At 70.8% G+C, this 12836-nt stretch carries 9 protein-coding genes and 1 pseudogene; 3 read left to right on the top strand and 7 right to left on the bottom strand.

What is annotated here, in order from left to right; all coding sequences use genetic code 11:
* Positions 1 to 193: 193 nt before the first annotated feature.
* The 3 genes and pseudogenes from ACWCV3_RS14780 to ACWCV3_RS14770 form a co-directional block, all read right to left on the bottom strand.
* A pseudogene (locus ACWCV3_RS14780) lies at positions 194 to 1003 on the bottom strand (helix-turn-helix transcriptional regulator); the annotation flags it as partial.
* Between the two features lie 1276 nt (positions 1004 to 2279).
* Positions 2280 to 3809 (bottom strand): helix-turn-helix domain-containing protein, encoded by a 1530-nt coding sequence (locus ACWCV3_RS14775; protein WP_364810771.1) that lies wholly within the window; start codon positions 3807 to 3809, stop codon positions 2280 to 2282.
* 84 nt (positions 3810 to 3893) lie between these two features.
* Complete coding sequence (locus ACWCV3_RS14770) at positions 3894 to 4091, bottom strand: DUF4236 domain-containing protein (protein WP_086693800.1); 198 nt, start codon at positions 4089 to 4091, stop codon at positions 3894 to 3896.
* A 345-nt stretch (positions 4092 to 4436) separates the two neighbouring features.
* Here ACWCV3_RS14770 and ACWCV3_RS14765 point away from each other — a divergent pair, with 345 nt between their 5' ends.
* Complete coding sequence (locus tag ACWCV3_RS14765) at positions 4437 to 4823, top strand: hypothetical protein (RefSeq protein ID WP_451223102.1); 387 nt, start codon at positions 4437 to 4439, stop codon at positions 4821 to 4823.
* A gap of 260 nt (positions 4824 to 5083) precedes the next feature.
* On the opposite strand, the gene ACWCV3_RS14760 is transcribed toward ACWCV3_RS14765, so the two are convergent.
* A complete protein-coding gene (locus tag ACWCV3_RS14760) occupies positions 5084 to 5572 on the bottom strand; it encodes a hypothetical protein (RefSeq protein WP_451223100.1) in 489 nt (162 codons plus the stop codon).
* A 255-nt stretch (positions 5573 to 5827) separates the two neighbouring features.
* Between ACWCV3_RS14760 and acnA the strand changes: the two genes are divergently transcribed.
* Positions 5828 to 8548, top strand: coding sequence for an aconitate hydratase AcnA (gene acnA / locus ACWCV3_RS14755; protein WP_451223098.1), 2721 nt, complete (start codon positions 5828 to 5830; stop codon positions 8546 to 8548).
* Between the two features lie 335 nt (positions 8549 to 8883).
* Positions 8884 to 9309 (top strand): DUF6003 family protein, encoded by a 426-nt coding sequence (locus ACWCV3_RS14750; protein WP_451223096.1) that lies wholly within the window; start codon positions 8884 to 8886, stop codon positions 9307 to 9309.
* A 7-nt stretch (positions 9310 to 9316) separates the two neighbouring features.
* Here ACWCV3_RS14750 and ACWCV3_RS14745 read toward each other — a convergent pair whose 3' ends face one another.
* The 3 genes from ACWCV3_RS14745 to ACWCV3_RS14735 are packed head-to-tail and all read right to left on the bottom strand — an operon-like array spanning position 9317 to position 12751.
* On the bottom strand, positions 9317 to 10081 hold the full coding sequence (locus tag ACWCV3_RS14745) for a phosphatase PAP2 family protein (protein ID WP_451223094.1): 765 nt from the start codon (positions 10079 to 10081) through the stop codon (positions 9317 to 9319).
* The gene (locus ACWCV3_RS14740) at positions 10081 to 11034 is read right to left on the bottom strand and encodes a YihY/virulence factor BrkB family protein (protein WP_451223092.1); all 954 of its coding nucleotides are present in this window, start codon (positions 11032 to 11034) and stop codon (positions 10081 to 10083) included. The genes ACWCV3_RS14745 and ACWCV3_RS14740 overlap by 1 nt, the downstream gene beginning before the upstream one ends.
* Position 11035: 1 nt before the next feature.
* Positions 11036 to 12751: a diacylglycerol kinase family protein gene (locus ACWCV3_RS14735; RefSeq protein WP_451223090.1), complete on the bottom strand. Its 1716-nt coding sequence runs from the start codon at positions 12749 to 12751 to the stop codon at positions 11036 to 11038.
* Positions 12752 to 12836: the final 85 nt, after the last annotated feature.

Here is a 12836-nt window from a genome sequence, read left to right as displayed (position 1 = left end):
GACTGAGCAAGCGTGGCGTGCGTCAGCACTCGGATGAAGGCAGTGCTTGTCCACGGACAGGTTGTCCCTGGCTGTCCACGCGGTGCAGGGCAGGCGACTGGCCTGTGGTCGCACGGCGCGAAGTGTTCGTTCCGCCGCGCAACCGGCGCGCCCGAGGACTTCTCGGTCGGGACTGCTTCTCCACCGCCGACGTGGAAAGGCGATGAAGCTTCTCGTAGCTGGGTGAGCCGGGTGTGGCGGAGAAGACCAGCAGTTCCTGGGCCTGGTCGGTGTCGACCAGGCGCTGGCAGTACAGCTCCAGCTCGCCCAGCTCGGGATGCCGGTAGCGCTTGAGGTCGTTGTGGTGGGTCACATCCACCTCGTGCAACCGCCAGACCCTGGTGAACTCCGGACTGGCCGCCTGCAGGGCGTCGACGATCTCACCGGCCCTGCCCGTCGGATCCGCCGTGTACGCCGCCCGAAGTTCCGCGGTGAAGACCCTGCCACGCAGATCGTGGTCCTCGACGGGGTACAGGTCGCGCTGGGCCGGGTCGGTGAACCAGCGGTAGACCAGATAGCGTGACAGTCCGCTGAAGCGGGTGTAGTCGCCCAACAGCGCGACCGCCGGCCCGGTCTGCAGCAGCGTCTCGTTGAACCGGGACATCACCAACGCGGGTGTGTCCGCGAGCCGTTCGATGATGCGCATCATGGTGGGACTGACGTGATCGTCATACAGCCCCCGCCGCGGCGCCGAGTGCCCTCCGAGCTCGAAGAGGTAGTCCCGCTCGCTCAGGCTGAGGTGCAGCCCCCGGGCGATCCCGGCGAGCACCTGCTCGGACGGCACGGGGCCACGCTGCTGCTCGATCCGGCTGTAGTAGTCCACCGACATACCGGCCAGTGCGGCCACCTCCTCACGCCGCAGCCCACCGGTACGGCGCCGCGAACCGCGAGGGAGCCCTACATCCTCCGGCTGCAGCACCTCACGGCGCGCCCGCAGGAAATCGGCCAGCAACGCCCGGTCCATCCTTCAGCCTCCGTGCACAAGACATCCGCCGACGGACCGTCCGATCGGGGGACCCACCGTATCCGAGGAGATCCTGCCCGGAGCGTGCTCGTCACCGGGCCGGCGGGCTGCCGGCCGCCCCGTCGGGTCACCCGCCTTCGCCCCCCGGTCCGCGGCTGCGGTGATGCGGCGTCAGCGGGCCGGAGCGCTCGACCACGCCGACCTCGCTCGGCGCCGCCCCGGTCAGGAACGGCAGAACGAGCGGCACGACGACGGCACCGCCGAAGGCGCACCCGGACCGAGACGGCCCGGCTGCAGGAGTGCGCCGACAGCGCGGCGACCGCGCAGAGGTACCCCACGCACGCACACGCGCCCCGTAGCCGGTGCGGCTCGGGCGCCGTGATCAACGGGAGGACGGCGGCCCGGGCGGCGGCCACGAGCCGGCCTGCGGGAAGCAACTCATCCATGTACGAACGGGGTTGAGTGGCTCGACTCAGCACCCGTCCATCGCATCGGGGGCGCCGCCCCGGGTCATGACAGCCAAGTCGAAACCCGGGGCTCGTGTTCTCCCCACCATCGTGAGCCTGATGCCTCGAAGTACGGCCGAAAGTCCCAGGGACACCCGGAGGCCCCCTCACGCTCTGAATGTGTGCGGGGCAAGGGGTATTTCGCGCCATCTTCCCTGAGGATTCTCAGATGTCCCGAAAGGGACCAGCGGACGGCGTGCCTGCTGCGATGACGGTCGTGCGTCGCTGACTTGCACGAACGGCCTTTCGGCTGTTTCACGCTTGTACCCGTTGATGCAGCCGGGAGTCCCAGAAGAGTCTCCGGGGACTCCGACTGACCGTAGGCACTCATTCGGCCAGCGCAGGGCCTGCGGGCGCGGTGTGGGCTGATGTTCGTGCATCGGTGGTCCGCCCTGAATGAACGGCAGTGCGCGCTTCTCGAACGGGTCGCGGTCAGTGAAGATCACGCGGCCTGGGAGCCGGGTGGCTGGCGGTCGGCTTACCCTGGTCTTCGACCTCCAACGAGTCATCGACCGTAGCGCCCCGCCGGGGGAGGACTTGTACCCGCCGGTCTGAGTCGGTTGGACTCTTGTGAGACGACGAAGCCCCGGCCGATGGGCCGGGGCTTCGTCGTAGCGCGCTGGCATTCCCGGACTCGCTCCGGCCCGCAAGATGACGCCTTCGGTTCCGACCAAAAGTCCCAGAAAAGTCCCAGAGGCGTCGCCACGCCCCCTCCTGTCTCGCGTTTATCCAGGTCAGAAGGGGTATGGCGGCGTCTATTCCGAGGACCTTCAGATGTCCCGGAAGATCTCGATCTGCGCCCCGATGGAGTTCAGCCGCTCCGCCAGATCCTCGTACCCCCGGTTGATGACGTACACGTTGCGCAGTACCGATGTGCCCTCGGCGGCCATCATGGCCAGGAGGACGACGACGGCGGGGCGCAGGGCCGGCGGGCACATCATCTCGGCGGCGCGCCAGCGCGTCGGGCCCTCGACCAGGACGCGGTGGGGGTCCAGCAGCTGGAGGCGGCCGCCGAGGCGGTTGAGGTCGGTGAGGTAGATGGCGCGGTTGTCGTAGACCCAGTCGTGGATGAGGGTCTGGCCCTGGGCGACGGCGGCGATGGCCGCGAAGAAGGGGACGTTGTCGATGTTGAGGCCGGGGAACGGCATCGGGTGGATCTTGTCGATCGGCGCCTCCAGCTTGGAGGGGCGGACCGTGAGGTCGACCAGGCGGGTGCGGCCGTTGTCCGCGAAGTACTCGCGGCTGCGGTCGTGGTCGAGGCCCATCTCCTCCAGGACCGCCAGCTCGATCTCCAGGAACTCGATCGGCACCCGGCGCACCGTCAGCTCCGACTCCGTCACCACGGCCGCCGCGACCAGGCTCATCGCCTCGACCGGGTCCTCGGAGGGGGAGTAGTCGACATCGATGTCGATGTTCGGCACACCGTGCACGGTGAGCGTGGTGGTGCCGATGCCCTCGACCCGCACGCCCAGGGCCTCCAGGAAGAAGCAGAGGTCCTGGACCATGTAGTTCGACGACGCGTTGCGGATGACGGTCACGCCGTCGTGGCGGGCCGCCGCCAGCAGCGCGTTCTCCGTCACGGTGTCGCCGCGCTCGGTCAGCACGATCGGGCGGTCCGGGTGGACCGTGCGGTCCACCACCGCGTGGTACTGGCCCTCGGTCGCCGCGATGTCCAGGCCGAACCGGCGCAGCGCGATCATGTGCGGCTCGATGGTGCGGGTGCCGAGGTCGCAGCCGCCCGCGTACGGCAGCATGAAGCGGTCCATGCGGTGCAGCAGAGGGCCGAGGAACATGATGATCGAGCGGGTGCGGACGGCCGCCTCCGCGTCGATCGCGTCCATCTCCAGCTCGGCCGGCGGGACCAGCTCCAGGTCCACGCCGTCGTTGATCCAGCGGGTGCGCACGCCGATGGAGTTCAGGACCTCCAGCAGGCGGTAGACCTCCTCGATCCGCGCCACCCGGCGCAGCACCGTGCGCCCCTTGTTGAGCAGGGACGCGCACAGCAGGGCCACACATGCGTTCTTGCTCGTCTTGACGTCGATGGCGCCGGACAGCCGGCGGCCGCCGACCACCCGCAGGTGCATCGGACCCGCGTAGCCCAGCGACACGATCTCGCTGTCCAGAGCTTCACCGATCCGGGCGATCATCTCAAGGCTGATGTTCTGGTTGCCGCGCTCGATGCGGTTGACCGCGCTCTGGCTGGTGCCGAGCGCGTCCGCGAGCTGCGCCTGAGTCCAGCCACGGTGCTGCCGGGCGTCACGGATGAGCTTGCCGATGCGTACGAGGTAGTCGTCTGACATGAGGTTGAGGCTATCTCAGATATGAGATCGCGCCTCCCGGGGGGTCCGTTCGGGTGACGCGGGACCGGCGGCCGCCGGCGGGGGTCAGCGCTTCTTGGTCGTCGTCTTGCGCCAGCCGAACGGGCCCGGCAGGTCCATCGAGGTCGTACGGCGTCCGGTGCTGCTGTGGGTGTGACGGGGGCCGTGCTTGCCGCCGCCGGTCGTGATGGACCATGAGTGGCGGTTGATGTTCAGCTTCACGCCGGGAAGGATGCGGAAACTCTTGCGGAACGTCAGGCCCATGGCTGTCTCCTCCGATTGTTCGGCGCTCCTGAGCGGCGCTCAACCCGGATACCCCCATTCGGGGAACAGATGACCGACGACCTATGCGGGGTCGGTCCGGGATCGCACCCGGCCGCCACCGGCCGTGGCCTGCGGCAAGGGTGTGACGGGTGATTTCGATTGAGAACGGGACGTATGCTGCACGAGATTGAAGGCGTCGGCCGGGAGTCGAAGCGCGTTTCCGGGCGTCCCGAAACTGCTTCCGAAGCCCCCGTTCTCGCATATATCGCGGTAACTCCGGAGAACGACCCGGAAACCTACGCGAACAGGCTGCGGGATGTTCTGGGAGCGGTTTTCTCTCTTGCCGTGGACGCGGACTTCGACGAGGGAGAACTTCCCGTGGACGGCATCCCGGACTTCTTCGTCGACGCCGGCCGGGACGGTGGCGCCGTCGGCCCGGCCTCCGAAGCGGCAAGGAGCCGGTACCGAGAGCGGACCGGTGCCGAGCCCTGGGAGATCCAGGACTGGCTCTTCCGCTTCGACCCGGAGATGGAGGCGCGGGGCTGGGAGTTCTGGGACCTCACGCGCGCGGCCGACGGCAGCGGGCGGCTCCACCTCTGGCTCGACACGTGGGGTGAGCCGATGTTCTCCTGGGAGGAGCTGCGCTGGCTCCTGTACGCCTGCGGGGCGCAGACCGTGGCCGACCCGGAGGTCGTCGGCTCCGGCTCCTGGGCCGCGGAGGCAACCGTATGAGCAGCGAGACCCCCGAGCACCAGGTTCGCGCGGCGTTCGACGAGGATGCCGTGACCGTCCATCAGGCGTACGGCGAGCGGATCGCGGTACCGGCACGGCGGGCCGGTCGCCCGCCCACGAGGTGCGCGCGGCCGTGCGCGCGGGGGACGACGGAGCGGCTCGCGCGCTGCTTCCCGTCGAGCGGCCTCATCCGCTGCCGGACGAGCTGAGGGCGCGCATCGGCTCAAGCGGGACGCGGCGGGGACCGCGCTTGCCGCCGCTCACCCCTGCCGCCTGCGCTCTCTCCGGCGCAGCGCCCGGCGCTGCCTGCCGGGGAGGGTGTGCGCCAGTTCGCCGACCTCGCAGAGCTCGTGGCCCTCGCCGGCCCGGCACCACCACACCGCCCGCCCGCCCGCACCGGCGTCAGCGTGCACCCCGGTGCGGTGCTCCGGGCACACCGGCCACACCTGCCACAGCACCGCCTGGACCGTCTCCTGGGCCGCCTCGGCGATCCCGGGCGCGTCGGGGTACGTCACGCCGTCGTGCCAGCGGCCGTCGGGCAGGGCCGCGTGGTACTGGTCCGGGATGTCCTCGTCGTGCGGCGGCGTGCACATCAGCCGCATCGGGCCGGCCTCCGGCAGGGTCGCCGCCAGGTCCCGGTTGACCGCCTCCAGCGCGGCCTCCAGGTCGGGACGGCTGCCCGGCTCGAGCGGGCGGGTCCGCGGCTCGGGGTCCTCCGGGGTGGCGGGGCGGTGCGAGAAACGGCTCATCCGGTGATCGTCCCAGTCGCGAGCCCCTCAGGCGCCCACACGTCCGGGGTGTGACGGACCCGTCACACCCGCTGTGCGGGCATGACCATCGAGCCCCCATGTACTAGAGTTATCTCGACATCGAGATATCTGCCGAGGCGCACCGCGGCAGCCACATCGGTAAGGGTTACCTAACTTAGCCTTACCTCAGCGGATTGCTGGATCGGCGTGGCGGCAGGATGCGGTGGAACGCGCACATCAATGAAGGAGACTGTCGTGTCGGCGAACAGCTTCGACGCCCGCAGCACGCTGCAGGTGGGCGACGAGTCGTACGAGATCTTCCGGCTGGACAAGGTCGAGGGCTCGGCCCGCCTGCCGTACAGCCTGAAGGTCCTGCTGGAGAACCTGCTCCGTACGGAGGACGGCGCGAACATCACCGCCGACCACATCCGCGCCCTCGGCGGCTGGGACTCGCAGGCCCAGCCCAGCCAGGAGATCCAGTTCACGCCGGCCCGCGTGATCATGCAGGACTTCACCGGCGTCCCCTGTGTCGTGGACCTCGCGACCATGCGTGAGGCCGTCGCGGCGCTCGGCGGTGACCCGGCGAAGATCAACCCGCTCTCCCCGGCCGAGATGGTCATCGACCACTCCGTCATCGCCGACAAGTTCGGCACCAACGACGCGTTCAAGCAGAACGTCGACCTGGAGTACGGCCGCAACAAGGAGCGCTACCAGTTCCTGCGCTGGGGCCAGACCGCGTTCGACGACTTCAAGGTCGTCCCGCCGGGCACCGGCATCGTCCACCAGGTGAACATCGAGCACCTGGCCCGCACCGTCATGGTGCGCAACGGCCAGGCGTACCCGGACACCCTGGTCGGCACCGACTCGCACACCACCATGGTCAACGGCCTCGGTGTGCTGGGCTGGGGCGTCGGCGGCATCGAGGCCGAGGCCGCGATGCTCGGCCAGCCGGTCTCCATGCTCATCCCGCGCGTCGTCGGTTTCAAGCTCACCGGTGAGCTGAAGCCCGGCACCACCGCCACCGACCTGGTGCTCACCATCACCGAGATGCTGCGCAAGCACGGCGTCGTCGGCAAGTTCGTCGAGTTCTACGGCGAGGGTGTGGCCGCCACCTCCCTGGCCAACCGCGCCACCATCGGCAACATGTCGCCGGAGTTCGGCTCCACCGCCGCGATCTTCCCGATCGACGGCGAGACGCTGAACTACCTGAAGCTGACGGGTCGTTCCGAGCAGCAGGTCGCGCTCGTCGAGGCGTACGCCAAGGAGCAGGGCCTCTGGCTCGACCCGGCCGCCGAGCCCGACTTCTCCGAGAAGCTGGAGCTCGACCTCTCCACCGTCGTCCCCTCGATCGCCGGCCCGAAGCGCCCGCAGGACCGCATCGTCCTCGCGAACGCCGCCGAGCAGTTCAAGACGGACGTCCTCAACTACGTCACGACCACCTCCGACGAGGCGGGCGAGGAGTCCTTCCCGGCCTCCGACTCCCCGGCCGTCCACCCCAACGGCGGCCCGTCCAACCCGGTCGAGGTCACCGCCCCCGACGGCTCGACCTACACGATCGACCACGGTGCGGTGACGGTCGCGGCCATCACCTCCTGCACCAACACCTCCAACCCGTACGTCATGGTCGCCGCGGCGCTCGTCGCCAAGAAGGCCGTGGAGAAGGGCCTGACCCGCAAGCCGTGGGTCAAGACCACCCTCGCCCCGGGCTCCAAGGTCGTCACCGACTACTTCGACAAGGCGGGCCTGACCCCGTACCTCGACAAGGTCGGCTTCAACCTCGTCGGCTACGGCTGCACCACCTGCATCGGCAACTCCGGCCCGCTGCCGGAGGAGGTCTCCAAGGCGGTCAACGACCACGACCTCGCCGTCACTTCGGTCCTCTCCGGCAACCGGAACTTCGAGGGCCGCATCAACCCCGACGTCAAGATGAACTACCTGGCCTCCCCGCCGCTGGTCGTCGCGTACGCCCTCGCGGGTTCCATGAAGGTGGACATCACCAAGGACGCCCTCGGCGCCGACCAGGACGGCAAGCCGGTCTTCCTGGCCGACATCTGGCCGACCGAGGCCGAGGTCAACGACGTCGTGGCGAACGCCATCGGCGAGGACATGTTCAACAAGTCCTACCAGGACGTCTTCGCGGGCGACGCCCAGTGGCAGGCGCTGCCGATCCCGACCGGCAACACCTTCGAGTGGGACACGGAGTCCACCTACGTCCGCAAGCCCCCGTACTTCGAGGGCATGGGCATGGAGCCCGCCCCGGTCGCCGACATCTCCGGCGCCCGCGTGCTGGCCAAGCTGGGCGACTCGGTCACCACCGACCACATCTCCCCGGCCGGCGCCATCAAGGCCGACACCCCGGCCGGCAAGTACCTCACCGATCACGGTGTGGAGCGTCGTGACTTCAACTCCTACGGCTCGCGCCGTGGCAACCACGAGGTCATGATCCGCGGCACCTTCGCCAACATCCGCCTGCGCAACCAGATCGCGCCGGGCACCGAGGGCGGCTACACCCGCGACTTCACCGTCGAGGGCGCGCCGGTCTCCTTCATCTACGACGCCTCGCGCAACTACATCGACCAGGGCATCCCGCTGGTCGTGCTGGCGGGCAAGGAGTACGGCTCCGGCTCGTCCCGCGACTGGGCCGCCAAGGGCACCGCGCTCCTCGGCGTCAAGGCCGTCATCGCCGAGTCCTACGAGCGCATCCACCGCTCGAACCTGATCGGCATGGGCGTGCTGCCGCTCCAGTTCCCGGAGGGCGCCACCGCGGCCACCCTCGGCCTGACCGGCGAGGAGACCTTCTCCTTCACCGGCGTCGAGGAGCTGAACAACGGCACCACCCCGCGCACGGTCAAGGTCACCACCGACACCGGTGTGGAGTTCGACGCGGTCGTCCGCATCGACACCCCCGGCGAGGCGGACTACTACCGCAACGGCGGCATCATGCAGTACGTGCTGCGCAGCCTGCTCCGCAAGTAGGGTCCGGCGCGACACGGTCGAGGGCCGCACTCCCGGTGACGGGGGTGCGGCCCTCCGCCGTACCCGTGGCGGCGAACGCCTCGGGCCGGGCGGCGGGTTGCCCGCCAGACCGTGGACGCCGGGACTCCTTCGCCGCCCACGTGTCCGGCACCGGGCCGTTCGCCGCGCCGGACGGGAGGGACATCAGGAGCGTAGTGCCGCCGGACGACGGCTACCCGCACGAGTTCGCGCTCGCCGTCAAGTGATCCGGGGCGGTTCCTTCTCCTTGGCGCGGTGCGGCGGCAGTAGCATCGGTCTCCGTACCCGGATCGACAGCGACAAGGCGGAACCGCCCGATGGCCGACGAGGCTTACCTCTTCCTGCTCCCCGACCGTCACCCGAGCCTCGGCGCGGCCATGGCAGCCGTCGCCCCGCTGGAGTGCGACCAGACCCCTGCCGTGCGGGGCTGGATCTCCGCCCACGATGTCGCGCCGTCCTCCGAGCAACTGCGGATTCTGCCCGCCTCCTCGGAGACCCTCATCCCCGAGGAGGCCGAGCGGCTGCCGATCCCGCTGACCGACGAGGAGGAGGTCCGCGTCCAGCAGGAGTGCGCGCCCCAGTCGGTCACCGACATGGAGCGGGAACTGCTGGACTTCCGCGACGCCACCCAGGGCTGGGAGACCCTGGTGCACCGGGCGCTGACCGCCGGGGTCCCGGCTCCGCGCATCGCCCGGCTGACCGGGCTCGACCCGCAGGAGATCGGCCGGCTGACCGGCGTGTGACCTCGCTTCAGCGGGGGGTGCTGTCCGGCTCGGGAGCCGGGCCGGACAGCTCGGGCTCCAGCCCCTCCACGACGGGCGCGGGCCGGCGGCCGGTGTCGGACCGCCATGCCCCGAATGCCCGGCTGGTCAGGACGACGACGGCCAGTCCGAGCAGCCACCCGCCCAGCACGTCGCTGAACCAGTGCACGCCGAGCGCGACCCTCGTGAAGCCGACGCCCACCACCGACAGCACCGCCACCACCCAGCAGGCGATCCGGGCCCGGCGCGGCACCATGGGGAGCAGGACCAGCAGGAACACCGCGAACGAGGTGGTGGCGGTCATCGCGTGCCCGGACGGGAAGGAGTAGCCCGGCGCGTGTGCCACCGGGTCGACCAGCACCGGCCGTGCCCGCTCGACCAGCATCTTGACCCCCAGCCCGAGCAGGCCCCCGACCACCGCCGTCGCAGCCGCCCACGCGGCCAGCCGCCGGGCACCGCGCCACAGCAGCCAGCCGGTCAGCAGCGCCACGCCCACGCGCAGGGTGAGCGGGTCCCAGACGTAGTTGGACAGCACGCGCAGGGTGCTCGTCCAGGCCGGATGGTCCACGGCGACCCGGTGCAGTCCGTTCGCCGCGTCGCGGTCGAGATCGCGCAGCGGCCGCCACTGGCCCTCGACCAGGACCAGCAGCAGCGCGAACGGCACGGCGGCGGCCGCGGCGCCTCCGGCCGCTGCCAGCAGCCGGACGCCGAACCGCCGGTCGGTCTCCCGCAGGGTCGTGGTTTTCGTCGGCATCAGACCCCCGGGTCGGGTTGGATCGGTTCGGGCCGCCGGCCGCGCGCCGCCTCCAGCTGGGCCGCGAAGGACAGCCCGAGGAAGAGGGCGAGCGAGGTCAGGTAGGCCCACAGCAGCAGGGACATGAAGGCACTCAGCGGACCGTAGACGGTGTCGAAGGAGCCGCTCAGGTCCAGATACAGGGTGAGTACCCAGGTAAGCGTCATCCACAGCACCAGGTACACCGCCGCGCCGAAGGCGAGCCAGGTGTAGCCGGGCTGCTTGCGGCGCGGCGAGCGCCGGAAGATCGCGCTGGCGGAGATCAGGGCGAGCAGCAGCCCGATGGGCCAGCGCACGATGTTCCACACCATCTGCGCGTTCGAGCCGAGCCCGTAGACCGCGCCGGCGGCCGAGGCCAGGTCGTCGCCGGCGACCATGACGACGAAGCCGAGGCCGAGCGGGAAGCCCGCGCACAGCGCCATGACCAGGCCGCGCGAGTACTTGAGGTGGAAGGGCCGGTCGCGTTCGTTGCCGTAGATGCGGTTGGCGCCGCGCTCTATCTGGCACATCGCCGTGGTGACGTTGACGATCGAGAAGATCGCGCCGAACCAGAGGGCGACCTGGGCGCCGTCGCCCGCCTTGCGGCGGCTGCGGTCGAGCGCGTCGTCGACCACCTCCGCGCTGGGTCCTTCGGCGATGCGGTGGATGGTCAGCTCGGCCAGCTTGCCGATGTCCTCGGTGTGCAGGCTGGTGGAGAGGCCGACGAAGGCCAGGGCCAGCGGGATCACCGAGAGCACGGTCTGCAGGGCGAGCGCGCGGGAATGGCTGAAGCCGTCGGCGTAGCGGAAGCGGAGGAAGGCGTCGCGCAGCAGGGAATAGCCGCCGTAGCGGCGCAGGGTCACCCACGCCTCGTCGGCGGAGAGTTCGTCCCCGCTCATGTCCCGGGTCTCCGGGACCTTGGTGGCGCTGCCCATGTCAGCCCTCCCGGTTCGGCACCAGTACGGTCAGCGCGCCCGGCACGACCTCCACGGTGAGCCGGCGCCCGGTGCCGACCGGGTCGCCGTCGATCTCGCGGGGCTCCGGCGCGTCGAAGGTGAACTCGGCCCGCCGGAAGGTACGGAACTCCGGCTGCCCCTGGCGCTCCTCGCCGTCCCGCTTCCGGTGCAGCAGCAGCGCGCCGGCCGTGCGCAGCCAGCCGCCGGGGCCCCGCGGGTCGAGGATCAGCAGATCCAGCACCCCGTCGTCGGGCCGGGCCTCCGGGATCAGCCGCAGTCCGCCCTGGAGGGCACCGGTGTTGCCGACGAGCACCATGCGGGCCGCACGGCGCAGCGGCTGACCGCCGTCCAGGCTGACGCGCAGACCCATCCGGGGGCCGCGCATCGCCTTCGGGGCGGCGAGGACGTAAGCGGGCCAGCCCAGCATCGACTTGGCACGGTCGTGCTCCTCCGCGTACTTCATCATCGCGGCGTCCAGGCCGACGCCGGACATGACGGCGAAATGGGTGGCGGGAAGGCCGTCGCCCTCGACCCGGGCGAGGTCCACGACGCGGGACGTGCCGCCGAGGGCCGCGTCGAGCGCCTCGGCCGGAGTCAGCGGGAGGCCGAGGTTGCGGGCGAGCAGGTTGCCGGTGCCGCAGGGCACGACGGCGAGCGGGACCCCGCTGCCGGCCAGCCGGTCGGCGGCCGCGCGGACGGTGCCGTCGCCGCCGCACACCACGACCAGCGCGGCACCCTCCTCCAGCGCCCGGGCGGTCTGGCCGCCGCCGGGGTCGGCGGCGGTCGTCTCGATGAACACCGGCTCGTGGTGGCCGTGCTGGGCGAGGACCCGGCGCAGCTCGTCGCGTGCGCTCTCGTCGACCGTCGTGGGATTGACGACCACCGCGACCCGGCCCGGCAGCCGCTCGACGCGGGCGCCCTCCGGGACCTCGGGCAGGGCGGCGGGCGCCGACACCCGGCCGTCGCGGAGCAGGGCGTGCCCGACGATCAGCAGGGCCAGCGCTCCGTTGAGCATGCCTCCCACCACGTCGGTCGGGTGGTGCATGCCCCGGTACAGACGGCAGAAGCCCACCACGACCGGCAGCAGGAACAGCAGTGCGGCCAGCACACGCCGCCAGGGACTCCGGACGCGGGAGAGCACGAGGACCGCGAGGCCGCCGTAGACGGCGGTGGCGGCGCCGGTGTGGCCGGAGGTGTAGCTGGAGGTCGGCAGGGAGCCGTCGAGCCGGTGCACGTCGGGGCGCTGGCGGTCGACCGCGATGGTGATGACCAGGAACACCAGCGACTGGAGCGCGACCCCGAGCGCCAGGAAGGACGCCTGACGCCACATCGGCAGCCTGGGTATGAAGACCAGCCCCAGGCAGGCCGCCAGCGTCACCCCGATCACGGTGCCCGTGTTGCCCAGCTCGGACCCGATCGAGGACAGCGTGGTCAGGGTGGAGGTGCGCAGCCGCTCCAGGCCCCGGTTGACGCCGTCCTCGGCCGTCATCGGCCACACGTGCTTGGCGGGGCCGGTGATCAGGAAGCCGATGCCGATCATCAGGACGGCCTGGCAGACGGCCAGCGCCCCGATGGAGGCGGCCGCCCGTGCCACACCGCGCGGCAGCTTGCGGGGGTGCCCGGTGGGAGTCGTCGTGACGGGGCGGGGCCCGTCCTCGGGCAGGCCGGCTGATCTCTCCGGTACGGCGGTCGGCATCGGTGCAACTCCTCGGCTGGGTCGACGGGGCCGGGCCGGACCGCACAGGCCCGACCCCCCGCCGTATGCCCCCGCAACGGCCGCG

This window comes from Streptomyces sp. NPDC001781, from assembly GCF_053596035.1.
This window is presented reverse-complemented; position numbering and strand designations above follow the sequence as displayed.

Coding starts and splice junctions, on each gene's coding strand:
- ACWCV3_RS14735 (WP_451223090.1), bottom strand. CDS start 12,751: ATGCCGACCGCCGTACCGGAGAGATCAGCCGGCCTGCCCGAGGACGGG.
- ACWCV3_RS14740 (WP_451223092.1), bottom strand. CDS start 11,034: ATGGGCAGCGCCACCAAGGTCCCGGAGACCCGGGACATGAGCGGGGAC.
- ACWCV3_RS14750 (WP_451223096.1), top strand. CDS start 8,884: ATGGCCGACGAGGCTTACCTCTTCCTGCTCCCCGACCGTCACCCGAGC.
- ACWCV3_RS14775 (WP_364810771.1), bottom strand. CDS start 3,809: ATGTCAGACGACTACCTCGTACGCATCGGCAAGCTCATCCGTGACGCC.
- ACWCV3_RS14760 (WP_451223100.1), bottom strand. CDS start 5,572: ATGAGCCGTTTCTCGCACCGCCCCGCCACCCCGGAGGACCCCGAGCCG.
- ACWCV3_RS14745 (WP_451223094.1), bottom strand. CDS start 10,081: ATGCCGACGAAAACCACGACCCTGCGGGAGACCGACCGGCGGTTCGGC.
- ACWCV3_RS14770 (WP_086693800.1), bottom strand. CDS start 4,091: ATGGGCCTGACGTTCCGCAAGAGTTTCCGCATCCTTCCCGGCGTGAAG.